This window comes from Actinophytocola xinjiangensis, assembly GCF_001921215.1.
Lineage (GTDB): Bacteria > Actinomycetota > Actinomycetes > Mycobacteriales > Pseudonocardiaceae > Actinophytocola > Actinophytocola xinjiangensis.
This window is the reverse complement of record NZ_MSIF01000001.1, coordinates 397968-424098: the sequence shown is the minus strand read 5'-3', so window position 1 is coordinate 424098 and position 26131 is coordinate 397968. Positions and strand designations below refer to the sequence as shown.

The following is a 26131-nucleotide window of genomic DNA, read 5'->3' as shown; positions in this document are numbered from 1 at the left end:
GGTCGCTCGTGGAGGTTCAGACTCTCATACGGCCCAGGTGCGGCACCTGGCGAGCCCGCCGTCACATGATCGACTACAGCAGCGGTTCCAGGGCCGGATGCAGCACCCTGCGGGTGATCCGCGCCGAGTTGACCAGCAGGAACTCGCCGTGTGGCGAGGTGAGCAGGTCACCGGGGTAGCGGCCGGTGACCCGCACCGGCACGCCGAAGCGCAGCAGGTGTGTCCTGACCGGCGAACGCGGCGGCAACACCCCGTCGACCAGCCGCCACGCCAGCCGGCGGGCGGTGCGCAGGCGGGTGGGGTAGGCCTCGCCACGCTGGAGGGTCTGCAACGTCACCACGGCCGGGTGGCGAAGGCCCTCGGCCAGCCGCCGGGCGGTGCGCGCGGCCCGCGCGGCACGGGCCTCGGCGGCGGGGACGCTGGCGAACTCGGGGACCGGCAGGCCGTGCCCGGCGGCCAGGTCGAGCAGCGCCGCGAGTTCGGGAACCAGGCGCAGTTCGTGGGCGTAGCGGCGGGCCAGGGCGAATTCGTCCTCGCCGTCCTCGCCGGTGACCAGAACGGCGGCGTCGAGGATGTCCTTGGGGCCGAAATCGCCTTCCAGTCCCTCGGCGGCGATCATTGTCAGATGTTCGGCCGGACCGGCGTCCGGGACGCGGCCGTATGCTTTCCGGGACGGAACATTGCCGGCGTCCCCGGGGAATCCGAAGGTGTACACGTCGACGGCCAGCGGCGGGTCGAAGGTCGCCTCGGGAAAGGCGACCAGGGTCATCACCGCGCACCCGGCGGTCGGATAGGTGACCACGGCGTGGATCGAGGCGCCGTGTTCGGCGGCGAGGTACTCGGCCAGCGACCAGGCACCCGGCAGGTCGGGCACGACGACGTCGAGGTCGGCCATCGACCGCACCAGCGGCGCCGGGTACCGGTCGGCCACGGCATGCCCCTTCACCGCGTAGGAACCGGGAACGTGGGCGAGGACGGCGTCGCGCACGGTGCGCAGCCACGCGGTGCGCTCCCGGACACGACGCAGCTCGCCGGCCAGGTCCTCGGGCAGCGGGCCCCGGGTGGCCAGGGCACTGAGCCAGGTCGGCACGAACGACGGCGCGCGCCCGCGCAGGGCCGTCAGGATCTCGAAGGCCGAGTCGGGTTCGGCCGGCAGCCACGACTCGGCCAGGGCGCTGACGTGCTCGGCGGTCACGGTCACGGCAGTTCCCAGTAGCTCTCGGCCGCCAGCCAGCCGGCGGCACACAGCCTGGCGGCGACGGTGACGGCGTTGTCGTCGTCCCCGGCGACGTGCCCGCGCAGCGGCAGGCCCGCCTCGCGGGCGTGCCGGATCGCCGAGGTGGTCAGCAGCCGGCCGGCCTCGGTGCCCCGCCACTCGCCCAGCACGAACAGGTCGAACAGCTCCAGTTGCGGGGTGCCGGTGAGGTCGTCCTCCTCGTACATCAGCGTCGCGTGGCCGGTGAACACCTCGCCGTGGTGGGCGGTGAACACGGTGACCTCGTCGCCCTCCCGGTCCAGCAGCGACGCCACGTAGGCCTCCGGCAGGCCCTCGACCGGGCCGTCACCGAGAATCCGGTAGCCCTCGCGGAGAGCGGCCAGCAGCAGTTCGGCCACCGCGTCACGGTCGGCCGCCCGGTAGCGGCGCACCGTCCACTCCCCCGCCGGGTCGGTGAGCCGCACGTCCTGGCCGGCGGTCAGGTAGCGGCTGATCAGCCGGGCGCCCAGGGGCTCTGGCGGTTCGTGGCCGGGTCCGAGACGGACCACGACGGTGGTGGGCCCGCCGGCCCTGGCGGTGAGTTCGGCGCGCAGCGCGGTCAACGCGGCCGGGTCACCGAGCAGTGATTCCGCGCCCAGGGCGACGAATCCGCGCGCCCGGCCGGTCATGTCCTCGTCGTGCACCGACACCAGCAGCGTGTGGCCGGCCAGGTCGAGGACCATGTCCTCGTCGACGAACACCTCCGCCTGGTCGGCCGGGACGCCCAGCGCGACCAGCGCGTCCACCCGGGATCTCACGAGCCGACCACCGTGTAGCTGGCGAGCACCCGGGCCGCCGCCTCGGCGACCTGGCCGGATTCGGTGCGCCGCAACGCTTTCTCGTCGCGTTCCACCGGCGACTCACCGTCGAGGCCCTCGCGCGCGTTGAGGTAGGCCCGCTCGACCGGGTCCTCGTTGTCGAGCAGGTTCGCGCCAAGGCACTGGTCGACGGCCGAGGTGAAGGCGGCCGGCGGGACCCGGCGCGCGGCGACGTCGGCCAACGTTCGCCGGATCACCGACCGCACGGCGACCGACTCCTCGGGCGTGGTGCCGACCGAGACCCGCCAGGCGCCGGTGTCCGACAACGTCGAGTGCACCGAGACGAGTTGGTACACCGCGCCGAGGTCGTTGCGCAGCCGGTCGTAGAGCAGCGAGCCGGGGATGCCGCCGACCATCGCCGTCAGCACCTCGTAGGCGCCCCACAGCGGATCCGCGCGGGACACCCCGAGACCGCCGGCGGCCAAGTGCACGTAGTCCTGGGTGAGGTCGATCCGATCCGGACGCGGCCGGGGCGGCGGGGCCGGGTCGCGGGGGCGGCGGACGCCGGTGACCGTGCGGGCGAGACCGGAGGCGGCGAGCACGTCGACGGCGTCGTCGAGCAGCGCGCGCGGGCCGACCAGGGACACGACCGGCGACACGGCGTCGAGGTTGGCGTGGTGCCAGGCGAGGACCTCGGCGGCCGACGGTTCGGGGAACGAGGCGGCGGTGCCGCCGACCGGGCGGGCGAGCGGGTGCCCGGCGAACAGGGTGGCGTAGAAGCGTTCGGTGGCCACGTCCTCCGGGTCGGCGGCGGCGCTGAGGAGTTCCTGGAGCACGACCCGGCGTTCGGCCGCGCACAGCTCGTCGGTGATCTCCGGGGCGGCCACCGCCCTGGCGAGCCGGGCGACGCAGGCCAACCCGGTGGCCGGTGGGGTGCGCGCCCAGTAGAGCACGGACTCCTTGGTGGTCATGGCGTTCGCCTGGCCGCCGACCTCGCTGACCCAGTCGCAGAACGGGCGCTCGCCGGCCGCGCCGGGCACCGACATGACGAGGTGTTCGAGCAGGTGGGACAGGCCGATCCGGTCGCCGGGCTCGTCGCGCGAGGAGACCGGGACCAGCACGGCGACGGTGAAGCTGGACAGGCCGAGGTCGCTGTCGGTCACCACCGACAGGTCACCGCTGGGCCGGCGCACCGCGAACAACGGCGTCTCCCATCGTGCGCGACGAGGAACGGGCGCGACGAAATGGGCGCGCGGCTCGTCAGTACCCCGGCCGCGCGCCGGTTTCACCTACTTATTTCTTTCCCCTGCCCTTGGCCTTCACGACCAACTTCGGCCGCAGGGTCGCCACGTGCTTGCGCGTCATTTCCTCTCCTTTCGGCGACAGTGAGTGGGAACTGGCCGAGGGAAACCGGAGAACGGATCAACCGCGAAATACCCGCAACCGGGAACGGAATTGGGTAGGGTGGTGCGCGAAAACAGCGCCAGCACGACTGGTCAGCTATCCAGTCCCCCCGAGCGCCAGGCTAGCAGTGGCCCACCGAACCCCGCAAGCCCCTGCGACACTTGACAATCCCTACCCCTCATGTGACGGTCAGGCGATCCGCCGTGGAGGGACAGGGAATGACGGAATCGCCCTGCATCGAGATCGAAGGTCTCACCCGGACGTTTTCCCACCGAATATTCCTCGCTCGTCGCCCGATCACCGGGACCATCGCCCTTGATCACGTCAATCTCATTGTTGAATACGGCGAGGTCCACGGCCTGCTCGGCCCGAACGGTGCCGGCAAGACCACATTGTGCAAAATTCTCGCGACCATTCTGCTGCCCACGGCCGGCACGGTCACCGTGTGCGGGTCGGACGTGGTCACCGACCCGCGCGCGGTCCGCCGGCGGATCGGCATCGTCCTCGGCGGCGACCGGGGGCTCTACGGCCGGCTCACCGCCCGGCAGAACCTGCGGCACTGGGGCGCGCTGTACGGCCTGCACGGCACCGCGCTGAGGTCCAGGATCGACGAGCTGACCGAACGGTTCGGCCTCACCACCCGCCAGCACGACCGCGTCGAGACCTTCTCCCGGGGCATGAAGCAGCGCGTGCACCTCGCCAGGGGCCTGATCGCCGACCCGGAGCTGCTGCTGCTCGACGAGCCGACCGACGGCCTCGACCCGGTGGCCGCCACCGAGTTCCGCGCGCTGGTCGGCCAGCTGCGCGCGGAGGGCAGGACGATCCTGCTCACCACGCACAACATGGCCGAGGCCGAACAGGTCTGTGACCGGGTCTCGTTCATCGACAACGGCACGATCCTGGACGCCGACCCGGCCACGCTGTCCGCGCTGGTGTCCCGGTACGAACGCATCGACGCGCTCGGTGTGACGGAGCCGACGCGGGCGCGGGTGAGCACCATCGCCGGGGTCGAGCGGGTCGAGGACCTGCCCGACGGGTACGTCCGCTTCCACGCGACCGACCGGCCCGCCGCGACCGCCGTCCTGCGCGCCCTGGTCGACGCGGAGGTGACCAGGATCCGCAACAGCGAGCCGAGCCTGGAGGAGATCTACCTGCACCTGATGGGTGGGCAGCGGGGCATGAGGGTCGACTGATGCGCCTGCTGCTCACCGGCGCGGCCTACCAGCTGCGGCTGCTGCGCCGCTCCCCCGGCGACCTGATCGCCCTGGCCACCACCCCGCTGCTGACGGTGGTGTTCCTCGCGGTCGTCGAGCACAACGGCCGCCCCGACCTGGCGGTGAACGCGGTGCTCGCGCCGGCGCTGATCGCGTTGTGGGGCATGTCCCTGCTGATCGCCGGCGACATGATCGACGCCGAGCGGGCCACCGGGACCTTCGAGGTGCTGGTGGCCACCCCGGCCCGGCTCTGGCCGCTGTTCACCGGCCGGGTGCTGGTGGTCACCGTGGTGAGCCTGCTCGGGCTGGTGGAGTCCTGGCTGGTGGCGACGGTGGTGTTCGGGGTACCGCTGCGTGTCGCGCACCCGGGCCTGTTCGCGGTGACGCTGCTGGCGACCGTGCTGGCGATGAGCGGCCACGCCGGAGTGATGACCTCGCTGTTCGTGCTGTCCCGGTCGGCGCGGATCTTCCAGAACTCGCTGAGTTTCCCGTTCTACGTCCTGGGCGGGGTGCTGGTGCCGGTCGCGCTGCTGCCGGCGTTCCTGCGCCCGGTGAGCACCGTGGTGTTCCTGTCGTGGAGCGCGGACCTGCTGCGCGACAGCCTCCGCCCGGCCGCCCCGGACTCCCCGGTGCTGCGGGTGGGGATGGTGCTGGGTCTCGGCGCTGCCGGGGCGGCGCTGAGCTGGTGGCTGCTGTCGGTCGTGCTGCGCCGGGCACGGCGCACCGGATCGATCGCCCTCGGAGGCTGAGGATGAACACGTGGTGAGCACGTGGTGGCGGGTCGGGCGGGCCAGTGCGGCCAACGCGTTCGCCGACCTCGTGGTCATCTACACGCCAGCGAGCTGGGTGTTCGGCTGGCTGGTGCGGGTGCTCGCGCAGGTGGCGTTCTACGCGCTGATCGGCACGCTGCTGGAGTCACCGGCCCAGCAACGGTTCCTGCTGGTCGGCGGGGCGGTGACGGTCATGGTGACCGAGGTCCTGCTGGTGTGCGCGTCGACGGCCTGGGAACGTCAGGCCGGCACGCTGCCGCTGCTGGTGGTCGCCCCGGTCAGCATGGTGCCGGTGTTCCTCGGCCGCAGCGTGCAGTGGATCCCCAGCGCGCTGGCGACCTCGTCGATCGCGCTGTTCGCGCTCGGTCCGGTGTTCGGGGTGGGCTGGACGGTGGGGACGGCGTTGCTCGCCTGGGCGGTCCTGGTGCTCACCTGTCTGGCCACGTATCTGTTCGGGTTCGCCGTCTCGATGCTGGTACTCGGTTTCATCGAGCTGAGAAATCTGGTCGGCGCGGTCGTCACGGCGATCACGACGGCGATCTCCGGCGCGGTGGTTCCGGTGGACTTCTGGCCGGCCGGCGTGCGATTCGTGGCGCACCTGCTGCCCGCGACCTACGGCCTGGACGCACTTCACCGGCTGAGCCGAGAAGAAATCACGTTCACCATTCTGTCGAATGCCGGCCTGCTGGTACTGGTCGGTGTCGGCTGGCTCGGTATCGGCGCGTCGCTGCTGGCCGCCCTCGTCGGACTGGGCCGGCGCCGGGGAACACTGGAATTCCCGTGACCACGGCCGGTCTTGACACCGGTTGTGGTGGCTGGAAACCTCGGTCTGCGTGACCACCGGGGCCGCCGAAGCCTGGCACCTTCTCGAATACACCTGCGTCCACGACTCGTCGGCGGGTGATCCGGAAACGGACATCGACTCGCTGTTGACCGGTATCGACTGGAATCAGCTGACGGTTCTCGCGGCAACCCAACGGATGCTGCCGCGACTCGCCGATTTCGTCATCGAATCGGACGGTATGCGCCTTGTTCCGCCACCGTTCCGCCGCATTCTGGTCGAGGCCAGACAGGTGAACCGGCACCTGGGCGCCACGGCCGCCGCCGAGGCCGCCCGGGTGGTGGAGGCGCTGGCCGGCAACGGGGTGCCGGCGGTGTGCACGAAGGGCGTGGTGTTCCAGTCCTCGCTCTACCACGGGTCGGGCGGGCGCGTGTTCGACGACATCGACGTGATGATCCACCCGGAGAACGCCGCGCGCGCCGAGGCGACGATGGCCGAGTTGGACTACCTGCCCAACCTGGACTTCCAGTACCTGTCCGACAGCCTGGTCCCGCGCTCCCGGCGGGACCTGGCGATGTACCGGCTGTTCCCCGACCACCTGCCGCACTTCCACCGGCCGCTGACCGGCCAGGCGCGGCCCTGTTTCGTCGTGGACATCTGCTTCGACATCACCTGGTTCGGCGCCGCCTGGCACATCCCGATGGACGAGGTACTGGCCGAGGTGCGCCGGGTCGAGGTGCCGGTCCCGGACGGGTCGGTGGACCTGCCGGCGCTCACCGAGCCCTACGACGTGGTCTTCGCGGTGACCCACCTGTTCCGCGAGTCCTGGTTCGAGCGCACGATGAACGGCAACCGGCTCCTCCAGTACGGCGACATCTGGCGGCTGTGGAACGGGTTGGACGCCGCCGGGGTCGCCAGCCTGGCCGCGCTGGTCGAGCGGCACGCGATCGCTCCCCCGGTCGCCTGGGTCGGCCACCACGTCGACGCGCTGTTCGGCAGTGACATCGTCGCCGGGCTCGGTCTGGAGGACTACCGCGACCAGGGCTGGCTGCACAGCGCGTGCGCGGAGAACGGCCGGTACCTGTCGTGGACCGGCGACATGCGCGAGCGGCTGCGTTCGGCCGGGCCGCTGTCGCTGCTGCCCGCGCCGGAGCCCCGGTTCGCCGCGGCGGCCCGCGCCGGTCTGCGGTGACCGGCCTGCCCGACCTGGTCCGGCGCTTCGGCACGCCGTGCTACCTGTACGAACTCGACGAGGTGGACGCGGCGGTGACCGCCCTGCGCGGCGCGCTGCCCGAGGGCGCGCTGCTGTACTACTCGCTCAAGGCCAACCCGCACCCGGTGCTGGCCGGCGCGCTGCGGCTGGCCGGCGCCCGTGCCGAGATCAGCTCGACCGGCGAGCTGGCGGCGGCGCTGGCCGCCGGTTTCACCGGTGACCAGTGCCTCTACACCGGTCCCGGCAAGTCCGGCGAGGAGATCGCGGCGGCCGTCGGTGCCGGGGTGCGGGGTTTCTCGGTGGAGTCGGTCGCCGACTACCAGCGGGTCACCGCCACCGCCGACGCCCTGGACTCCACTGTGGACTGTCTGGTCCGGGTGAACGCCCACCGGGCGCACGGCGGCAGCGGCCTGCGGATGACCGGGGTGGCGTCCCAGTTCGGCCTGGACGCCGACGAGGTCGCCGCGCACCCGGACCGGTTCGCGCCCCGGCCGGGCGGGCGGGTCACCGGCCTGCACTTCTTCTCGCTGAGCAACGCCCGCGACGCCACCACGATCGCCGCCGAGGCGCTGGCCAACCTGGAGCAGGCCGCCAGGCTGCGCGCGGAGACCGGCCTCGACCCGGCGGTGCTCGACCTGGGCGGCGGGTTCGCCGCGCCCTACGCCAACCCCGGCTCGCGGCCGGACTACGCCGAGCTGCGTCCGCTGCTCGAATCCGGCCTGGACCAGCACTTCCCCGGCTGGCGCGCCGGGAAACCGGTGGTGGCCTTCGAGTCCGGGCGCTACCTGACCGGCACCTGCGGGCGGCTGGTCGCCACGGTCGCCGACGTCAAGCACAGCCGGGACCGCACGTTCGTCGTGCTGGACAGCGGGATCAACCACCTCGGCGGCCTGGCCGGCCTCGGCCGGCTGCTGCCCATGGCCGCCGTCCCGGTCGCCGCCACCGGCACGCCGGCCACCGGCAACGGCGTCACCATCGTCGGTCCACTGTGTACTCCGGCCGACCTGTTGTCCCGGGACAGCGCGACCGGGACCTACCGTCGCGGTGAGCTGGTGGTGATCCCCAACGTCGGCGCCTACGGGCTGACCGCGAGCCTGATCGGCTTCCTCGGCCGCCCGGCGGCCGCCGAGATCGTGCTGCGCGGCGGGACGGTGCTGGACGCCTCGCGCCTGGAACTGCGCCGCACACCCCTCGACCCCCTGGAGCGGACATGACCGAGTGGCCGGCGGAGTTCGACAAGCTGCTGCGGACCTACCTGCCGCTGCTGTCCGACGGCAGTCCGCTCACCGCCAGTACCTCGCTGCCCGACCTCGGCCTCGACTCGATGTCGACCGTGGGCCTGCTGCTCGACGTCGAGGAGCTGTACGGGGTGCGGATCCCCGACGACCAGCTCCGCGCCGAGACGTTCGCCTCGGCGGCGGCGCTGTGGTCGGTGGTGGCGAACCTGCGGACGGACTGAGTTCCGGCTCAGGTCAGGATGACCGAGCGGGTCAGGTTGCGCGGGTTGTCCACGTCCAACCCCTTGGCCGCCGCCAGTTCGACCGCCAGCTGGTGCACCCGCACCAGCTCGACCAGCGCGTCCCGCTCGCCGACCTCCACGGTGGCGCCGGTGGCCCGCACGTCCTCGACCAGGTTCGGGGCCGGCTCGCCGAAGGTCCAGGCCAGCGTGCGCTCGTCGGCCACGCAGTTGGCGCCGTGGCGGTACTCCATGCCCGCGTAGGACTCGGTCCAGGACTGGGTGGACTCGCGCAGCTTGTGCGCGGCCTCGTGGGCCAGGCCCACCGTCCAGCCGGTGCCCAGGAACGTGAACTGCCTGGTGTCGAAGGCCTCCCGCGGCACGGGCAGTGCCAGCGCGGCCTCCGCGTCGGCGGCCAGCGCCTCGACGTCCTGGCCGAGGTGCGCGCGCAGCAGGGCGATGGTGCTGGTGGCGAAGCGGGTCTGCACGACCGACCGCTCGTTGGCGAAGTCGAGGATCACCGCGTGCTTGGCCAGGCCGACGACGTCGCTGGTCGGCTCGGCGGTGAACACGGTGGTCGGCGTGCTGTCGCCGATGGCGTCCAGCGTGCGGACGACCTCGGTGGTGGTGCCGGTCCTGGTGATGGCCAGGACGCGGTCGTAGCGCCGGGCCAGCGGGAACTCCGAGGCCTGGAACGCGTCCGACTCGCCCTTGCCGGTCTCCTCGCGCAGCCGGGCGTAGGTCTGGGCCATGAACTGGGAGGTGCCACAACCGATCACGGCGATCCGCTCACCGGGCTCGGGCAGCCCAGCGACGGAACCGGACGAGAGCAACGCGGCCGCCTGCCGCCACATCTGGGGCTGGCTCGCGATCTCTTCCTCGATGTAGGGCACAACCACTCCACGTGTGAGTTCGGGCCTTCCGGCCTGCTTTATACCAGATCAGAGCACCAGCGCACACAGTAACAAATGGTCCACACCAATTGGTAGTGGTCTACACCACTTGTCCGGTCAGGACCCCGCCGGCCACACCGCGATTCTGTTCCGTTACCGCACGTCCACCTGTAGCATCGGGCCAGATGGTCCGACGCCGGCTGCGCCCGTTCGTCCTGGGAGGACTATTGACCTTCGACAACCTGGGGTGTCGACGGATCCGGCTCGTGGCCCTGCTGGCCACGGTCACCCTCCTCCTCCCGGGTTGCGGCGCCCTCAGCTCCGGCAGCACCGGCGACGCGAGCCGGCGGGTCGTCGTCGACTCCTGGGGCGGGGTCTTCCAACAGGCACAGTCGCAGGTGCTCTTCGAGCCCTACACCGAACAGACCGGCACCGAGGTCGTCCAACTCAGCGACGCCGAGAACATGTACGCGAAGGTCAAGGCCCAGGCCGCCAGACCGACCGGCGAGATCGACCTGGTGCACGGCGACGCGTCCTGGCTGACCAGGGGCCAGCGGGAGAACCTGTGGGCGCCCATCGACCCCGCCACCTACTCCGACACCGGCATCTTCGCCGACGCCCTGGCCAGCCACGGCGTCGGAATCCTGTACTGGTCCATGAACATCGTCCACAACCACGACGCGTTCCCCGGCGGCGGCCCGACCACCTGGAAGCAGGTCTGGGACCACGCGATCGCCCACCCCCGCCGGGTCGCGCTGTTCGGCGCCCGGCCCAACTACGTGCTGGAGGCCGCGCTGCTGGCCGACGGCGTCGCCCCGGGCGAGCTGTACCCGTTGACCGACAAGAAGATCGACCAGGCGTACGCGTCGCTGGACCGGATCAAGGACAAGGTCCTCTGGTACGAGAGCGGCGCGCAGGGCGCGCGCTACTTCACCGAGGACCAGGTCGACGTCGCGATGTTCTACGGCGGCGACGCCTACGGCCTGGTGGACAAGGGCGAACCCCTTGAGGTCGGGTGGAACCAGGGGATCTACACCAGGGACTACTGGATGATCCCGGCGAACGCCCCCAACCGGGAGGGCGCGCTGGACCTGCTGCGCTTCGCGCTCGGCCCGCGCCACCAGGCGGAGATGGCCCGCCGGACCGGCAACGGCCCGGTGACCGAGCAGGCCGTCGCACTGCTCGAACCCCGGTACCGCGCCAGGATGGCCAGCGTCGAGCCGCAGAAGTCCCAACAGTTGAGCTACGACTGGGAATGGTGGGGTGAACACGACGACGAACAGCTCACTCGCTGGACGGAATGGCTGAGAGGCTGACGACAATGCCGGACTTCCCGCACGACCTCGTCCCGGACCGGCCGGTGGCCACCGGCCTCCTGCCGACCGACGCCGACGTCGCGGACTACGACCGCGACGGCTGGTGGGTCTCGCCGGTCATCCTGCCGCCCGACGAGCTCGACCTCGCGGTGGCCGCCGTCGAGCGGTACCACCGGGGCGAACGCGACGCGCCGGTGCCGCCGGAGCACCCGAGCGTCATCGGCCGCCCGATCACCCCGAAACCGCCCTACGACTGGCGTCCCGGCGGCGGCACCGGCATGCGGGAGAACGACCTGGTCATCCAGCAGAGCGCCGGTCTGGCCAGGCTCGCCGGCCACCCGATGATCGCCGCGACCGCCGCCCGACTGCTGCGCACCTCCCAGGTTCGCCTGTACACCAGCACGTTGCTGGTCAAACCGCCCAACCTGGAGGGCGACCGGGGCAAGGTCGGCTGGCACGCCGACCAGGCCTACCTGCGCAACTGCACGGCCGACCGGATGATCACCGCCTGGGTGGCGCTGCACGACTGTCCCGCCGAGATGGGTCCGATCGCGATGGCCCCTGGCAGCCACCGCTGGCCGGACGAGGGCCCGGTGCGGCAACTGCGGTTCAAGCGCACCTTCCGGTCCGGGGAGGGCGAACGGCTGCTGGCCGACATCGTGGACTCCGGGTTCACGCTGGAACGCCGGCCGGTCGAGGTGAAACGCGGCCAGGTCAGCTTCCACGACCACCGGATCTTCCACGGCAGCGATCTCAACCGCACGGACGGTTTCCGCCAGACGCTGATCATCGAGCTCCAGCCCGAGCACAACGCCTACTTCCCCCGCGACGACGACACCGGCCCGCTCTACGTCCACCAGAACGACCGCCGGTGCGCGCGCACCGGCGACGACCGTCCGGACTACCGCGATCCCCTGCTGTGCCCGGTCCTGTGGGACGAGGGCCGGTCGGCGCGATGACCGATCCGGTGCTGGTCGCCGAGCGACTGTCGTTCCACCGTGGACAGCGCACGATCCTCGACGACGTCACCGTGCGGATCTCCAGCAACGAACGGATCGCCATCGTCGGGCCGAGCGGCGCCGGGAAGACCACGCTGCTGCGGGTGCTGGCCGGTCTGGAGCAACCGGCCGCCGGCAGTCTGCGGATGCCGCGCTCGGGCGACCACGGCGTCGGGCCGTCGGCCGGCACGGTCCGGGTGGGCCTGCTGTTCCAGGACCTCGGCCTGTTCCCCCGGATGCGGGTCCTGGCCAACGTGGCGTTCCCGTTGCTGGCCAAGGGTGTTCCACGCGCGCAAAGGCGACGCCGGGCCGAGGCGGCGCTGGCCGAGGCGGGTCTCGGCCAGCACGCCAACCGGTTCCCCGCAGCACTCAGCGGCGGCGAACGGCAGCGGGTGGCGATCCTGCGGATCCTGCTCAGCGAGCCGCTGGTGCTGCTGCTCGACGAGCCGTTCGCCTCGCTGGACCCGCACCTGGTCGACCACTTCGCGCGGTGGCTGGAGAAGGTGCGGGCCAGCTCCGACGTGCCGGTGGTGATCGTGACCCACGACGTCGGCTTCGCGCTGCGCTGGGCGGACCGGCTGGCCGTGCTGGCCGACGGCCGGATCGTGCAGTCCGGAGCGCCAAGGGAGCTGTTCGAGAGACCGGCGAACGCGTTCGTGGCCGGGTTCCTCGGCCGGGTGACCCTGGTCGACGCCGAGGTGCTCGCGACCGGCGCCGGCAGACTGCGCTGCCGGGTCCCCGGCGCCGGCGAGCTGACGGTGACCGCGTCGGCGGAGTTCGCCGCCGGTGACCGCTGCCGGCTGGCGCTGCGCCCGCACCACCTGGAGATCGCCGACGGCGGCCTGCCGGCGACGGTCGTGGCCACCGAGTACGCCGGCGCGGCCGTCGACGTGCTGGTGAACTGCGCGCTGGGCGAGCGGGTCCGCGTGCACGTACCGGCGACCGCCGGCACACCGGCGGTGGGTGACCGGGTCGGCCTGCGCTGGCCGCCGGCCGGCGCACACGCCGTGGGCTGAGCTCACTCGCCCAGGCGCGCGGCCACCACGTCCAGGATCGCGGTCGTCACCTCCTCGGTGGACCGGTCGCCGTCGACGATCTCGACGTCGTCGCGCCGGCTCGCCCGCTCCAGGTATCTGGCGCGGACCCGGGAGAGCAGGTCGAGGTCCTCGTCGCTCTGGTGCGGCTGCTCGGCCCGCTCGGCCAGCCGCTTGACGGCCAGCTCCGCGTCGAGGTCGACGAGCACGATCAGGTCCGGCCGGCGCACCTGGGCCAGGGCCTTCATCGGCCAGGTCATGTCGGCGCCGTAGCAGTGGCCGTAGACCTCGTAGCACAGCGGGCTGCGGTCCCAGACCAGCGCGACGCCCTGCTCGGCCGCCGGGCGCAGCACCCGCTCGGAGAAGGTCAGCGCGTCGCAGGCGATCACGAACTCGCGCAGCGTGGCGGGGATCAGCGGGTGGTAGCCCCGGGCGTCGCCGGTGAGCGTGCGGGCCAGCTCGAACACCCCGTACATGCCGTAGAACTCGGTCTTGACCCCCCGGATCCCGGGGTAGGCCGGGGTGAGCGCCTCGACCACCCGCCGCGCCTGGGTGGACTTGCCGGCTCCGTCGATGCCCGAGATCGCGATCAGCGGGGGTTTGTCGTTCACGTCGTGCGGTCTCCGTTCCTCGGTCCACCGGCCGTTCTCGACCGGATCAGCAGCAGGGCCGCGCCGGTCGCCACCACGGCACCGACCATCAGGATGATCACCGTCGCCGCGGTGAAGATGAGCGGGTCGAAGCTGAAACGTAGTCCCTGGAACGATTTCTGCGGCAGGGTCGCCGTGCTGTCGTTGAGCAGGAAGATCGCCAGGACCGGTTCAGCGAGCGAGACCGACGCCGCCAGCGCCGCCGCGACCAGCCCGAAGGGCAGCAGGTGGGGCACCACCACGGTCGCGAGGGTCAGCGTGCGCGAGGCCCCGAGCAGCCGCGCCGACTCGACCTGTTCCGGCCGCAGGCTCGCCACACCGACCCGCATCACCAGCAACGCCAACGGGGTCGCCAGCACCGCGTGCCCGACGACCAGCAGGTAGGCCGGGTCGACCGGCACCTCGGTGGACACCAGTACCAGGCCCAACGCGTACACCACGGTCGGCACGACCGCCGGCGCCAGCAGCACGCCGAGCACCACCGCCCGCACCACCGGTCCCCGGCGCAGGCTGGCGTAGGCGCCCAGCGAGCCGACCACCACCGCCACCACCGCGACGTAGCCGGCCAGCACCAGGCTGCGGACCAGGGCGTCGAACCAGCCAGGGTCGGCCAGCAGCCGGCGGACCGGCTCGACGCCGGGCACCCCGGCCGGCAGCGAGATCGACCGCGCCGTTCCGGTGCCGATCCACACCACCAGCGCCAGCGGCACCGCCACGTAGGCCAGGGCGAGCGTGGCCCCGACCCGGCCGGTCCAGCGCCCGCTCACCGCCGCTGCTGCTTCCACTCGAGCACCGACGCCAGGCACACCGGCACGATCGCCACCAGCAGCAGCACGCCCGACCGCGCGGCCGCCTGGTCGATCCGGAAGCTCTTGACCACGTCCTGGTGGGCGAGCAACCCGAGCATCGTCAGGTCCGGCCCGCTCAGGTACTCCGGGACGAGGTAGAGGTTGAGGCAGATCGCGTAGCCCATGACGAACGCGGCGATCAGCGACGGTGTGACGCTGCCCAGTTCGACGAGCACGAACCGCTGCCAGGGCGAGGCGCCGAGCAGCCGGGCGGCCTCGCGGGTCCTCGGGTCGATCCGCCGGAAGCTGAACAGCAGGATCAGCACCATCACCGGCACGACGACGTAGGCCATGGCCAGCACACTGGCCAGCGGGGTGAACAGGATCGCCGGCGGCTCGCCGGGCAGCAGCGCCGTCCAGACCTGGCCGACCAGCCCGTCCTGTTCGAGCATCACCTGCCAGGACAGGATGACCACCAGCAGGTTGAGCACCAGCGGCGCGCCGCAGAGCAGGATTCCCATGGCTCGTACCCAGGCCGCCCGCCGGCTCAGCGTGCTGGCGATGACGATCGCGACCGGCAGCGAGACGGCGGCAACGCCCACCGCCAGTACGACCGTGCGGACCGCGGCCGGCCAGGTCTCCTCCCCCAACGGTTCCCCGACGCCCTGGGCGAAGGAGGCGGTGACCAGCGCGAGCGGCAGCAGCAGCGCGACGACCACGAACAGCACGGCGGTCAACTGTGGTGCGTACCTGGTGATTCCGCGCGCCTGCCCCAAGAACCGATCACCACCCCGCGTGACTGGCCGTCGGCCCAACCTAACACCGCGACGACGTCCCGGGAGTCGTCCACTCGGGTGCGTCGTTCCCGCACTGTTACATCCAACGGGGGACCGTCGCTACGTCCTTCGCCGCCTCTTTGTCAGATTTTCACCAGATTAATGGCTGTCGTGCAATCTGGTGTCGTACAACAACGTGCATGTCCCTGCGCAGAAGAACCTTTTTGCTGGGCAGTCTCGCCGGAACCGGGGCGGGACTCCTGACCTTCAGATCCGCCAGCGGCGCCGACGCGTCCTATCCGTTCACCCTCGGTGTCGCGTCCGGCGAACCGACCGCCGACGGGTTCGTCCTGTGGACCCGCCTGGCCACCAACCCGCTGGCCCTCGACGGGCTCGGCGGCATGCCCGACACCCCGGTCGACGTCGAGTGGCAGGTCGCCGCCGACGAGTACTTCGGCACGGTCGTCGCCTCGGGCCGGGTCAGCGCCGTGCGCGCCTCCGCGCACAGCGTGCACGTCGAGGTCGCCGGCCTGCCCGCCGGCCGGCCCTACTGGTACCGCTTCCGGGCCAACGGCCAGCTCTCCCCCGTCGGCCGCACCAGGACCGCTCCGGCCGTGGGCACCAGCCCCGCGCTGACGATGCTGTTCGCCTCCTGCGCCCACTACGCCTCCGGCTACTACACCGCCTACCGGCGGATGGCCGAGGAGAACCCCGACCTGATCCTGCACCTGGGCGACTACATCTACGAGAGCGGCGCCACCGGCGTGCGTGACCACCTGCCGACCAAGGAGATCACCAGCCTGGCCGACTACCGGGTCCGGCACGCCCAGTACCGCAACGACCTCGACCTCCAGGCCGCGCACCAGGTCGCGCCCTGGGTCGTGATCTGGGACGACCACGAGGTGGAGAACAACTACGCCGGTCTCGTGCGCGAGAACGACACCCCGACCGGCGACTTCCGCGCCCGCCGGGCGGCGGCCTACCAGGCCTACTACGAGCACATGCCGCTGCGCTCCCCGCAGGCGCCCAGCGGCGAGAACCTCCAGCTCTACCGACGGTTGCGCTGGGGCAGCCTGGCGACCTTCCACATGCTCGACACCCGCCAGTACCGCAGCGACCAGGCCTGCGGCGACGGCAGCAAGAACTGCCCGGAGGCCGACGACCCGGCGCGCAGCCTCACCGGCACCGCGCAGCAGGACTGGCTGCTCGCCGGCCTCGGCCAGCGCCTGGCGACCTGGGACCTGATCGGCCAGCAGGTGTTCTTCGCCCAGCGGCTGACCTCCGCCGGCAACCGCAGCATGGACGCCTGGGACGGCTACACCGCCAACCGCAAGCGGCTCCAGGACGGCTGGCAGGCCAGCGGCAACACCAGCACCGTCGTGCTCACCGGTGACGTGCACAAGCACTGGGCCGCCAACATCATGAACAACTACACCAGCCAGGACAAGGTCATCGGCACCGAACTGGTCACCACGTCGATCACCTCCGGCGGCGACGGCAACGCGGCCGACGACGGGACCTCCAGCGTCAACCCGCACGTGAAGTTCAACAAGAACCTGCGCGGTTACGTCCGCACGGTCACCCGGCCCACCCAGATGACCGTGGACTTCCGTGTGGTGGACAAGGTCACCGTGCGCGACTACCCGGTCAAGACCGCCAAGAGCTACGTCATCCAGGCCGGCGCCCCCGGCCTCCAGAACCCCTGAACGGACGCCATGAGACGCACAATCCTGACGGCGCTGTCGCTGTTGAGCACGCTCGGACTGGTCCTCGCGCAGGCACCGGCGGCGTCCGCCGACGGCACGCTCACCTGGGCGCCGGCGAACACCACGACCACCGGTGACCAGGACAACTCCTCGGTCGCGTCCTCGCGCGGCGGCCACACCGCGATCGTGTGGGAGGACGACCGGGACGCCACCAACCCCGACGACAGCATCCACAGCGAGGTCTACGTCCGGCTGTACAAGGACGGCACGTCGCTGTTCGAGAAGAAGGTGACCCCCGGCGGCACCGGCAACTGGCGCCACGTCCAGCCCGACGTCGCGGTCTGGCCGGACGGCCGGGTGGCCGTGGTCTGGGCCGACGACCCGGACGGCAACGGCTACTACCAGATCAAGGTCAAGACTTACAACGCCGCCGGCACCGAGACCGGGTCGGCCACGGCCAACGCGACCGCCGCCGGCCAGCAGGTGAACCCGGAGATCGCGGTCGACCCGGACGGCAACGGCTTCGCGGTCGTGTTCGAGGACGAGCAGACCGACGCGGAGCCGACCGTGCGGCTGTCGGGCTTCAACTCGATCACGTCCAAGGCCTACGAGGTGCGGGTGCACGCGGCGGGCGGCACCAACCGGCACCCGGACGTCGCGATGGGCGCGGCCGGCAACGCGATCGTCGTGTGGGACGAGGACGGTGACGCCAACGGCTACTACAACATCGGTCTGGCCAGCTTCACGCCCAGCGGTGGGGCGAAGCTGGCCAAGCGGGTGGCGAACCAGGCGACCGGCGGGCAGCAGACGAACGTGACGGTGGCGGCCAACTTCAACGGTGACTTCGTCGCCGCGTGGGTGACCGACCACCTCGGTTCGCCGCAGACGGCGGTGCGCTCGTTCACCGCGACCGGGTCCGCCCCGGCGGAGGCGTTCGTGCCGGGAAGTGATCCGCAGGCCGGTCTGAGCGACCAGCGGCACGCGGTGGTGTACTGGACCGAGGGCGAGGACGTGTACGTCCAGGGCATCAACCCGGACGGCACGACCGCCGACCGTCAGCCGAGGATCCGGGCGAACACGGTGACGGCCGGCCGGCAGACCCAGCCAGCGTTGGCGGTCGACCCGTTCGGCCGGATCACGATGACCTACACCGACGACGCCGACGGGGACGGTTTCGACGACATCCTCATCGGTACCGGTTTGACCAACTCGACCTGGTGACGCCAACGCCGGCGGTCCCCTGTCGCGGGGGCCGCCGGCGCTGGTGCGGTGTGGTCAGGACACCTGGGCGTTGGGCAGGGCACGAAGATCGTCCATGGTCTTCTTGTCCTGCAGGGCCATCCACTCGATGACCTGGGAGTAGGTGGCGCAGACGGTGTCCTTGGAGGTGCAGACCTCGGACATGAAGGTCTCCACCGCGTCGCTGAACCCGCCGCCGGACCACTCGTTGAAGTGGTTGCCGACCACCAGCGGCGCACGGTTGCCATGCAGCGCGGCAAGGTGCGCGGCCCGGTACGTCGCCAGGGTGTCCTCACGGAACTTTGCCGCCTGCGCCGGCTCGTTGCGTGCACCGTTGAACGAGTACCAGAGGTTGTAGTCCATCATGATCACCTTGCGCCCCAGCGCTGGCACCTTGACCTCAGGCATGGCGAACTCCCACACCCCGTGCTTCTGCACGGGCCAGGCGACACCGTCGGAGACCTGGCTGGAGTCGTAGGTCATGCCCCGCTTGGCGAGGGTGGGGAGGACGATGTCGAAGTCGCCCTCCAGGCAGGGGGTGCGCCCGCCCTTGATGGTGGCCGGGTCGACCTTGAGGCCGTGCCCGGTGGCGTTGGTGACGAACCGGAAGAACTGGTTCAGCTCGTCGTTCCAGGCGTCGGCGGTCCACCGGTTCGCGCTGGGTTCGCTGCCCTGACAGAAGTGCCCGTTGTAGTGCGTGCCGACCTCGATCCCGAGGGCGGAGGCCTTGTTCAGGTCGTCCACGAGCGTCCGCACGTCCTGCGGGGTGCCGCCGAAACCGATCGAGGCACGCCCAGGGCTGTGCCCCGGGCCGGTGTACTGCTCACGCTGCTCGTCGGAGAGCAGGTAGATCCCCGACAGGAAGACGGTGAACGCCGCCCCCGTCCGCTCGGCGATCGGCAGCACCCGCTTCCAGTGGTCGTGCGAACCGCCACCGTCGAAGGAGAACAACACGAACTGCGGCGGCTTCTCCCCCGGTGCCAACTTGTGCATCCAGGCCGGCTGCGCGGTGTCCTCCTCGACCACTTCACCGTCCGACTTGGACTGTTTGTCATTGTCCGACATCGTGGCGCCACGTTCGGCGTCGACGTCGTCCCGCTGGGTGCCGACCACCACCAGCACCACCAACGTCAACGCGAGCGCGACGCCGGTGAGCAACGGCCCCTGGCCGAGAAAACGCCGTAGTCGTCCGCTACCTGTGCCCTGCCCCATGATCCGCCTCCCGCCGATACCCCGCCAACAGGGCGACCATAGGACCGGAGGATGCGTGCCGCAGGTGCTCACGGCCGTCGTCCACCAGGTCCGGCGAACAGGAAATCGCTGCGACACAGGGGAAACAACCCACCCGAGTGAACCCTGAACGCCCGCGCGTGTCCAGTGTGGATGATCACGACGGATTCACTGGTCCACATGCGACACAGTTTCCCGATGGAGTGACCGCCCGAGCCCGCGCACCGGTTCCCGATTCACCGTATCCGGCCATGTGCGCGACGTTCCGTGTCCGACCGGGGAGGCCGGCCAGTCGTTCGAGGGAGCAACGAGCGGTGCGCCCCCACTCACCGATCGGCGATACGCTGTTCCGCGCGCTCCAGGTCCGCCCGCACCCCGTCGAGCGCCCGCTCGAAGCCGACCCCGACCGCGGCGATCCCGTCGGTCCCGGGAACGGCCTGCCGCACGAGATCGTCCATGGCAGCGTTGACCGCGTCGATGATCGCGCCGGCCAGCGCGGCGGCGTCGCCCGGCCGGCCCAGCAACCCGGGATCGATGGCCAACTCGCGCAGCCTCCCGTCCACGCCGACCACCGCCCGGATCCGCGCGTCCACCGCCACCCCGACACCAGCGGCCCGCTCCGCCGTGTCGGGCTCGCCCTCGGTGTCGTCCTCGGGCGCGGTGAAACCGAAACGTGCCACGCCAGCCCTCCTACAGATTCGGCAACACGGCGCACTCGTGCGCCGGAAGCAGCGCCCGCAACTCCGGCGTCCAGTAACCCTCGGCCGACGTGATCCTGAGCAGTCCACCCTGCCGCACCAACCACACGATCTCACCGGCGAACTCCAGTACGGCATCCCCCGGAACGTCGGCAAGCACCGCCACAACCAACCGCATCATGTCGAGGCGTTGTGCTGTCGAGTCGCTGTCCCTGTCGAAGCGGAACAACACATCCAGGACACCTACGATGCCGAACGTCCGTTCCACCGGGTCCGGGAGCGGTGCCGGTGTCGACCCGGCCACTGACACCAGCATTCCGCCACGCAGCTCCGTACCAGGTCCACCGAACCCGACATCGTCCGGCTCCGACATCCCGAACGCGGTAGCGGTCCGGGCCAGCGTGCCGACGACCCGATCAACCGTGGCTGGTTCGCCCAGTTCGAACCCGTACTCGATCGCCATGCGCCTCCGTTCACGTTGCCCGCTGGTCCACTACGGATAGATGTCAATGACAGCACCACCGCGCCCGATCACCTTGACCTCTTTCAGTCCGGCGATCGGATGCTGCTGGAACTGCCTGCGCAGTTCCTCAACACTGACCTCCGCAGCCGGGTCGTCAATATTGATGATCATACGGTCCGCTTGCCCCCGCTCGACCTTCTTCTTCTTGATGTTCGACCAGATGCTGTAGGCGTCCGGGCTGGTCGGAGACGCGCAGTCGAATATCTTGCCCTCGATCCTGTAGTCGGGCTTCTTTGTGCCCGGCACCGTCGGGCCCTGTTCAACGTCGTAGCCGGCCTGGGCAAGAGTCACCGCCGCCTCATTCTCCAGCTTGCGTCCCCGCTTGGTGGAAGGATCGTCCTTGCTTCTCCATGTCGCCGGCTTGCCAGTTGGTCGGTTCTCCGGGTTCGGGTCGTTCGACGGTGGGGTTGGCCAGTCGGCGCCGGACTCGTCCTTGATCAGCTTGCGCAGGTCCTGGATCAGGGTCTTGACCTGCTCGATGAACGCGGTGAGCCGGGGCACCACCACCTCGACCACCAGGGCGCTGAGTTTCTCCAGGATCTCGCCGATCACCGTCCGGGCGGCCTCGACGAGCGGCTGGATGACCTCCTCCAGGATCTCCGCGATGCCGGGGCCGATGACGGGCACGTTCCTGATGCCGCGTTTCGCTTGCTCGATCGCGCGGGCGAGGTTCTTCAGCGCGTCGAGGATGGCCTTCTTCGCGGCGAGCAGCGAGCGGGCGATCGCCAGCAGCAACGCCTCCACCCGGGCGCACAGTTCCACCAGCCGCAACAGCAGGTCGTCGTACTTGCGGGTCCATTCGCCGTAGGCGGAGACGGCGGGGCCGTTGTTGTGGTCGAGGACGGCGCTGGCCGAGGTGCGGTGGCTGGTGCGGGTCGAGTCGAGTGTGGCGCCCAGGGCACGCCAGCCGTCGGCCATGGTGAGGAGGTGGTCCTCGTTGCCGTCCGGCCAGCGGTGTCCGGTTCTGCCGAGGAGATCGGCGAGTTCCGGGGGCAGCGTCACGGTCACGTCAGGCCCCGGAACTCGCCTTCGATGCGCTGGAAGCCGTCGTGGGCGGTCTCGTCCGCGTGCTCGTAGGACTCACCCATCGCCAGCAGGCCGGAGCCGCTGTGGCCCATGCCGCTGCTGGCGAGGTCGAGTGCCACGCCGGTCAGTTCGGTCAACTGCCCGTAGAACGCGCTGATCACCGCGTTGGCGCCGAGGGACGAACCCCACGGCGAATCACCGGCGGGTTCGATGAGCGCGCGGTCGCGACCGAGATCCGCGGCCGCGGTCAGTCCGGTTTCCGTGATGGCGGAGCCGACCGTGCGTAAGTTCTCCGGGTCGACCTCGAAATCCATGGCGACACCTCCCCAGGCGTGGTCGAGGTTACCGGAACCTCGACCACGGGGAGCCGCTTTTATTACTGGTCCACCTGTTGAATTCCCGGCCTGCCCGCCTCCACGTGAATGCTGGCCCTCGTGGTGATCGGGGCGTCCGGTGTTCGGACATGGGACACCACGCGATAGTCGGTCGTCCACCGGGTGGGGGTTACGCGGCAGCGGGCGTAGCCGCGCTGGGAGTTGTGGAACTTCATGTGTGGGTTCTCCGCCAGCCAGGTCCTGCCCCAGCTGTCGTGGTCCTCGCCGTCGCCGCCTGAGCTGACCGAGGTGCCGAGGAACTCCGTTCCGACCGTCACCGAGTCCGGGTCGTCGAAATCGGCTTTCAGGTCGGCCGCGACGCTGCGGTGGGCGTCGCCGGTGATCACGACGAAATTGTCCACGTCGCGGTTCTGGATTTCGGTGAAGAGGCGTTGGCGGGCGCCGGCGTAACCGTCCCAGGTGTCCATTCCGAAGGCCTGGTCCGGGCCGGCGGCGGAATCGCCCTGCATGACGAAGATCTGGTTCGCCATGATGTTCCAGGTCGCGGTGGAGTTGGTCAGTCCATTGAGGAGCCAGCGTTCCTGGTCGGCGCCGAACATGGTGCGGGTGGGGTCGAGGCGGTCCTCGCAGCCGATCTGCTGGCCGTCGCCGCAGGCCTGGTTGGCTCGGTACTGGCGGGTGTCGACCACGTCGAACTGGGCCAGGTTCCCGTACGACAACCTGCGGTAGAGGCGCATGTCTGGGCCGGCGGGCATCGACGCCCGGCGCAGCGGCATGTTCTCGTAGTACGCCTGGAACGCGGCCGCGCGGCGGGCCAGGAACGCCTCGCCGCCGTTGTCCTGGCCGTCGAGGTCGGCCGCCCAGTTGTTGTCCACCTCGTGGTCGTCCAGCACCACCACCCACGGCGCCGCCGCGTGGGCCGCGCGCAGGTCCCCGTCACTCTTGTACTGGCCGTAGCGGATGCGGTAGTCGGTCAGCGAGAAGATCTCGGCGTTGGGCAGATGCCCCCGGCCGATCGTGCCCTGGCCCGCGCCCTCGTAGATGTAGTCCCCGAGGTGGATGACGACGTCCAGGTCCTCCTCGGCCAGGTGGCGGAACGCGGTGAAGTAGCCCTCGGGATAGTTCTGGCAGCTGACGAAACCGAACGACAGCTCCGACGGGTTCGACGCCCTCGCCGGCGCGGTCCGCGTCCGGCCGGTCCCGCTGACCTCGTTGCCCACCCGGAAGCGGTACCAGTAGTCGCGGCCCGGACGCAGGCCACCGACCTCGACGTGCACCGAGTGCGCCAGCTCCGGTACCGCGTGCTCGGTGCCGCCGCGCACCACCCGGCGGAAGCCCGGGTCCTCGGCGATCTGCCAGCCGACCGGAACCCGCCGGTCGGGCATGCCGCCCGTGCCGTCCTCGGCGACCGGGTCCGGCGCCAGCCGCGTCCACAACACCACCCCGTCCGGTCGCGGGTCACCCGAGGCGACGCCCAGGGCGAACGGGTTGGCGGCGAACGCCGGACGTGACCAGGCCGACGCGGTCGACGCCCCGGCCACGGGTAACGCGCCGACCAGCACCCCGGCGCCGGCCAAGCCCAGAAAACCACGGCGACTCAGATCGCTTCGTCCCACGGAACGGCCTCCCACACTGTGAACAAGCAACAGACTACGAAGGATGACCGAAACAGCTTCACCTACGGGAACGATCTTTGTCCAGGAACGGGGTGAGGCGGGCCGGTTACGAGCGTGCCTCGTTCAGGCCAACCCGGTCGTGGACCCGCCGCAACCAGCCCGGCAGCCACCACGTCGCCCGCCCGGTCAGCCGCAACGCCGCCGGCATGAGCGCCCCCCGGACCAGCGTCGCGTCGACGATCACCGCGATCGCCAGGCCCACTCCCAGCAGCTTCACCGGCGTCAGCCCCGAGGTGGCGAACGCGAACAGCACCACCGCCACCAGCACGGCCGCCGCCGTCACCAGCCGCCCGACACGCTCAAGACCCCACGCGACCGACGCCCGATGGTCACCGGTGGCCAGGTAGTGCTCCTTGATCCGCGACAACATGAACAGCTGGTAGTCCATCGACACGCCGAACGCCACACAGAACATCAGGATCGGCATCCGGATGTTGATCGTGTCGGTCACCGTGAAATCGCCGACCAGCGACCGCAGGTGGCCGTCCTGGAAGATGAACACCATCGCCCCGAACGCGGCACTGAGACTGAGCAGGTTGAGCACGATCGCCTGTAGTGGGATCACCAGGCTCCCGGTGAACAGGAACAGCAGCACGAACGTCGCCACCGCGATGAACGCCAGCACCTCCGGCAGCACCTCCCCGATCCCGGTCTTCGCGTCCGCCAGCTGCGCGGCCTGGCCACCGACCAGGACCTCGCCCGGCGCCGGGGTCGCCCGCACCTTCGCCAGCAGGTCGGCGGTCGCCGGTGAGTACGGCTCGTCGACGGTCACCACCGACACCCACGTCCCGGTCGGGGCGACGAACCGCCGCGACAGCTCGGTGGCCGGCGCGACCTGCTCACCGCCGGCGAACGACCCGCTGGCCGCGTCGACCCGGATGACCCCGGGCAGACCCGACAGCCGCAGCGGGTAGTCACCGACGGCGGCCGGGGCGACGTCGGGCAGCACCACACTCAGCGGCGTGTCCTCGCGGGTCGCGAACTCGGCCCGCAGGTGCTCGGCGGCGACGTGCGCGGGCGCGGACGGCGGCAGGACCCGGTCGTCGCTCTCACCGAACTGGATGCCCAGCAGCGGCACGCCCATCACCAGCAGCACCGCCGCCGTGCTGACGAAGAACGCCCACGGCCGGCGCATCACGACCAGCGTCCACCGGTGCCAGAAACCGTGACCCGCGACCTTGTCCCGACGGCGGAACAACCGTTGTGGGCTCCACCGGTCGATGCCCCGGCCGACCACGGCCAGCAGCGCCGAGAGCACCACGATCGCGCCGAACGCCGCCAGCAGTACCACGGCGATCCCGGAGTAGGCGAACGACCGCAGGAAGTCCAGGGGGAACAACAACAACGCCGACATCGACACCGCGACGGTCACCGCGGAGAACACGATCGTGCGGCCGGCGGTGCGGGTGGTGGTGGCGATCGCCCGCCGCACGTCCGCACCGGCCGCCAGCTCCTCGCGGAAACGGGTCACGGTGAACAGGCTGTAGTCGACGGCGAGACCGAACCCCAGCGCGGTGGTGATGTTGACCGCGAACACCGACACCGGCACGAACTCGTTGACGATCTTGAGCACCACCAGCGACCCCACGACCGCGAACAGCCCCACCGCCACCGGGGTGAGCGCCGCGATCAGACTGCGGAAGACCCACAGCAGGATCAGGAACGACAGCGGCGCGGCGATCAGCTCGGCCTTGATCAGGTCCCGTTCGCTCTGGTCGTTGACCTCGTTGCGCACCTGCGCCGACCCGGTCGCCTCGACGCGGAACCCGTCCCGCTCGCCGACCACGGTCGGCACCAGCCGTTGCGCGGTGTCACCGATCTGGTCCTCGTCGCCGGCCAGGCGGAGCAGGACCATGGCCGAGCGGCCGTCCTCCGAGCGCAACGGCTCGGACCCGCCGGTCGTCCAGTAGGACTCGGCCCCCACCACACCCGGTTCGCCGGCCAGCCGCCTGGTGAGGTCGGCGCCGAACGCCGTCGCCGCCGGCGACTCGACGGTGTCCTCGGTGTGCACCACGAACACCAGTTGGGGCGTGCCGGTGCCGAACTCGCGGTTGAGCAGGTCGTCGGCGCGGGTCGCCTCGGCGTCCTCGGCGGTGATGCCGCCCTCGGTGAGCCGGTCGGTGACGTCCGCGCCGAAGGGCACCGCCAGCGCCATGGTGGCCACCACACCGGCCAGCACCCACAGCCGCCGCCGGAACACCCACGACCCGATCCGGCCCAGCAGCGACCGGTCGGCCAGCGGATCCCTGGGCGGCGGCACCGACGGCGGCGGCACGGAAGGCGGTGGCACGGAAGGCGGTGGTGGGCCGGCCTCGGCGGGGGCGTCGCCGCGCCCGTCCGGAACGCGCGGGACGACCGCTCGCCGCCGAGGCCAGTCCATCCGTCCTCCTTG

The 26131-nt window shown here is 70.8% G+C and carries 25 protein-coding genes; 11 read left to right on the top strand and 14 right to left on the bottom strand.

Features of this window, described 5'->3' with window-relative positions; genetic code table 11:
• Positions 1-73: 73 nt before the first annotated feature.
• From BLA60_RS02055 to BLA60_RS02045, 3 genes are read right to left on the bottom strand one after another with little or no spacing between them, the layout of a single operon-like run.
• Positions 74-1201: a hypothetical protein gene (locus BLA60_RS02055; protein WP_075130933.1), complete on the bottom strand. Its 1128-nt coding sequence runs from the start codon at positions 1199-1201 to the stop codon at positions 74-76.
• Positions 1198-2013, bottom strand: coding sequence for a GNAT family N-acetyltransferase (locus tag BLA60_RS02050; protein ID WP_154814055.1), 816 nt, complete (start codon positions 2011-2013; stop codon positions 1198-1200). The genes BLA60_RS02055 and BLA60_RS02050 overlap by 4 nt, the downstream gene beginning before the upstream one ends.
• Complete coding sequence (locus tag BLA60_RS02045; protein ID WP_245811821.1) at positions 2010-3206, bottom strand: M16 family metallopeptidase; 1197 nt, start codon at positions 3204-3206, stop codon at positions 2010-2012. Before BLA60_RS02045 ends, BLA60_RS02050 begins: the two co-directional genes overlap by 4 nt.
• A 429-nt stretch (positions 3207-3635) precedes the next feature.
• Between BLA60_RS02045 and BLA60_RS02040 the strand changes: the two genes are divergently transcribed.
• The 6 genes from BLA60_RS02040 to BLA60_RS44515 are packed head-to-tail and all read left to right on the top strand — an operon-like array spanning position 3636 to position 8854.
• A complete protein-coding gene (locus BLA60_RS02040; protein ID WP_075130930.1) occupies positions 3636-4610 on the top strand; it encodes an ABC transporter ATP-binding protein in 975 nt (324 codons plus the stop codon).
• The gene (locus tag BLA60_RS02035; protein WP_075130929.1) at positions 4610-5380 is read left to right on the top strand and encodes an ABC transporter permease; all 771 of its coding nucleotides are present in this window, start codon (positions 4610-4612) and stop codon (positions 5378-5380) included. Before BLA60_RS02040 ends, BLA60_RS02035 begins: the two co-directional genes overlap by 1 nt.
• Positions 5381-5390: 10 nt before the next feature.
• Entirely contained in the window at positions 5391-6185 is a 795-nt protein-coding gene (locus tag BLA60_RS02030) for an ABC transporter permease (protein ID WP_075130928.1), read from the top strand.
• 49 nt (positions 6186-6234) lie between these two features.
• A complete protein-coding gene (locus BLA60_RS02025) occupies positions 6235-7374 on the top strand; it encodes a nucleotidyltransferase family protein (RefSeq protein WP_075130927.1) in 1140 nt (379 codons plus the stop codon).
• On the top strand, positions 7371-8609 hold the full coding sequence (locus tag BLA60_RS02020) for a type III PLP-dependent enzyme domain-containing protein (protein ID WP_075130926.1): 1239 nt from the start codon (positions 7371-7373) through the stop codon (positions 8607-8609). Before BLA60_RS02025 ends, BLA60_RS02020 begins: the two co-directional genes overlap by 4 nt.
• On the top strand, positions 8606-8854 hold the full coding sequence (locus BLA60_RS44515) for a phosphopantetheine-binding protein (protein WP_075130925.1): 249 nt from the start codon (positions 8606-8608) through the stop codon (positions 8852-8854). Before BLA60_RS02020 ends, BLA60_RS44515 begins: the two co-directional genes overlap by 4 nt.
• 8 nt (positions 8855-8862) lie before the next feature.
• Here BLA60_RS44515 and BLA60_RS02010 read toward each other — a convergent pair whose 3' ends face one another.
• Positions 8863-9750, bottom strand: a complete 888-nt coding sequence (locus BLA60_RS02010) for an SIS domain-containing protein (RefSeq protein WP_245811786.1) — start codon at positions 9748-9750, stop codon at positions 8863-8865.
• Between the two features lie 179 nt (positions 9751-9929).
• Between BLA60_RS02010 and BLA60_RS02005 the strand changes: the two genes are divergently transcribed.
• From BLA60_RS02005 to BLA60_RS01995, 3 genes are read left to right on the top strand one after another with little or no spacing between them, the layout of a single operon-like run.
• The gene (locus BLA60_RS02005; protein ID WP_084734542.1) at positions 9930-11060 is read left to right on the top strand and encodes an extracellular solute-binding protein; all 1131 of its coding nucleotides are present in this window, start codon (positions 9930-9932) and stop codon (positions 11058-11060) included.
• Entirely contained in the window at positions 11045-12019 is a 975-nt protein-coding gene (locus BLA60_RS02000; RefSeq protein WP_084734541.1) for a phytanoyl-CoA dioxygenase family protein, read from the top strand. The genes BLA60_RS02005 and BLA60_RS02000 overlap by 16 nt, the downstream gene beginning before the upstream one ends.
• Positions 12016-13074, top strand: a complete 1059-nt coding sequence (locus BLA60_RS01995) for an ABC transporter ATP-binding protein (RefSeq protein WP_075130921.1) — start codon at positions 12016-12018, stop codon at positions 13072-13074. Before BLA60_RS02000 ends, BLA60_RS01995 begins: the two co-directional genes overlap by 4 nt.
• 2 nt (positions 13075-13076) lie before the next feature.
• Here the strand turns inward: BLA60_RS01995 and BLA60_RS01990 are convergent, their stop codons facing one another.
• Genes BLA60_RS01990 through BLA60_RS01980 form a run of 3 tightly spaced genes read right to left on the bottom strand, consistent with a single transcriptional unit; the run spans position 13077 to position 15258 of the window.
• Positions 13077-13703 (bottom strand): dTMP kinase, encoded by a 627-nt coding sequence (locus BLA60_RS01990; protein WP_162292885.1) that lies wholly within the window; start codon positions 13701-13703, stop codon positions 13077-13079.
• Entirely contained in the window at positions 13700-14509 is an 810-nt protein-coding gene (locus BLA60_RS01985) for an ABC transporter permease (protein WP_075130920.1), read from the bottom strand. Before BLA60_RS01985 ends, BLA60_RS01990 begins: the two co-directional genes overlap by 4 nt.
• Complete coding sequence (locus tag BLA60_RS01980; protein ID WP_245811820.1) at positions 14506-15258, bottom strand: ABC transporter permease; 753 nt, start codon at positions 15256-15258, stop codon at positions 14506-14508. Before BLA60_RS01980 ends, BLA60_RS01985 begins: the two co-directional genes overlap by 4 nt.
• 248 nt (positions 15259-15506) lie before the next feature.
• Here BLA60_RS01980 and BLA60_RS01975 point away from each other — a divergent pair, with 248 nt between their 5' ends.
• On the top strand, positions 15507-17012 hold the full coding sequence (locus tag BLA60_RS01975; RefSeq protein ID WP_075130918.1) for an alkaline phosphatase D family protein: 1506 nt from the start codon (positions 15507-15509) through the stop codon (positions 17010-17012).
• 9 nt (positions 17013-17021) lie between these two features.
• On the top strand, positions 17022-18233 hold the full coding sequence (locus tag BLA60_RS01970; protein WP_075130917.1) for a hypothetical protein: 1212 nt from the start codon (positions 17022-17024) through the stop codon (positions 18231-18233).
• 54 nt (positions 18234-18287) lie between these two features.
• Here the strand turns inward: BLA60_RS01970 and BLA60_RS01965 are convergent, their stop codons facing one another.
• The 7 genes from BLA60_RS01965 to BLA60_RS01935 all read right to left on the bottom strand — a co-directional run bounded on the left by BLA60_RS01965 (position 18288) and on the right by BLA60_RS01935 (position 26119).
• Entirely contained in the window at positions 18288-19463 is a 1176-nt protein-coding gene (locus tag BLA60_RS01965; RefSeq protein WP_075130916.1) for a polysaccharide deacetylase family protein, read from the bottom strand.
• 344 nt (positions 19464-19807) lie between these two features.
• Positions 19808-20161: a YbaB/EbfC family nucleoid-associated protein gene (locus tag BLA60_RS01960; protein WP_075130915.1), complete on the bottom strand. Its 354-nt coding sequence runs from the start codon at positions 20159-20161 to the stop codon at positions 19808-19810.
• Between the two features lie 10 nt (positions 20162-20171).
• Positions 20172-20642, bottom strand: a complete 471-nt coding sequence (locus BLA60_RS01955) for a SitI3 family protein (RefSeq protein ID WP_075130914.1) — start codon at positions 20640-20642, stop codon at positions 20172-20174.
• Between the two features lie 30 nt (positions 20643-20672).
• Positions 20673-21710 (bottom strand): CdiA C-terminal domain-containing protein, encoded by a 1038-nt coding sequence (locus BLA60_RS01950; protein ID WP_075130913.1) that lies wholly within the window; start codon positions 21708-21710, stop codon positions 20673-20675.
• Positions 21707-22042, bottom strand: coding sequence for a hypothetical protein (locus tag BLA60_RS01945; protein WP_075130912.1), 336 nt, complete (start codon positions 22040-22042; stop codon positions 21707-21709). Before BLA60_RS01945 ends, BLA60_RS01950 begins: the two co-directional genes overlap by 4 nt.
• Positions 22043-22104: 62 nt before the next feature.
• Positions 22105-23679, bottom strand: coding sequence for an alkaline phosphatase D family protein (locus tag BLA60_RS01940; RefSeq protein WP_075130911.1), 1575 nt, complete (start codon positions 23677-23679; stop codon positions 22105-22107).
• Positions 23680-23785: 106 nt separating this feature from the next.
• Entirely contained in the window at positions 23786-26119 is a 2334-nt protein-coding gene (locus BLA60_RS01935; RefSeq protein WP_084734538.1) for an MMPL family transporter, read from the bottom strand.
• Between the last annotated feature and the right edge of the window lie 12 nt (positions 26120-26131).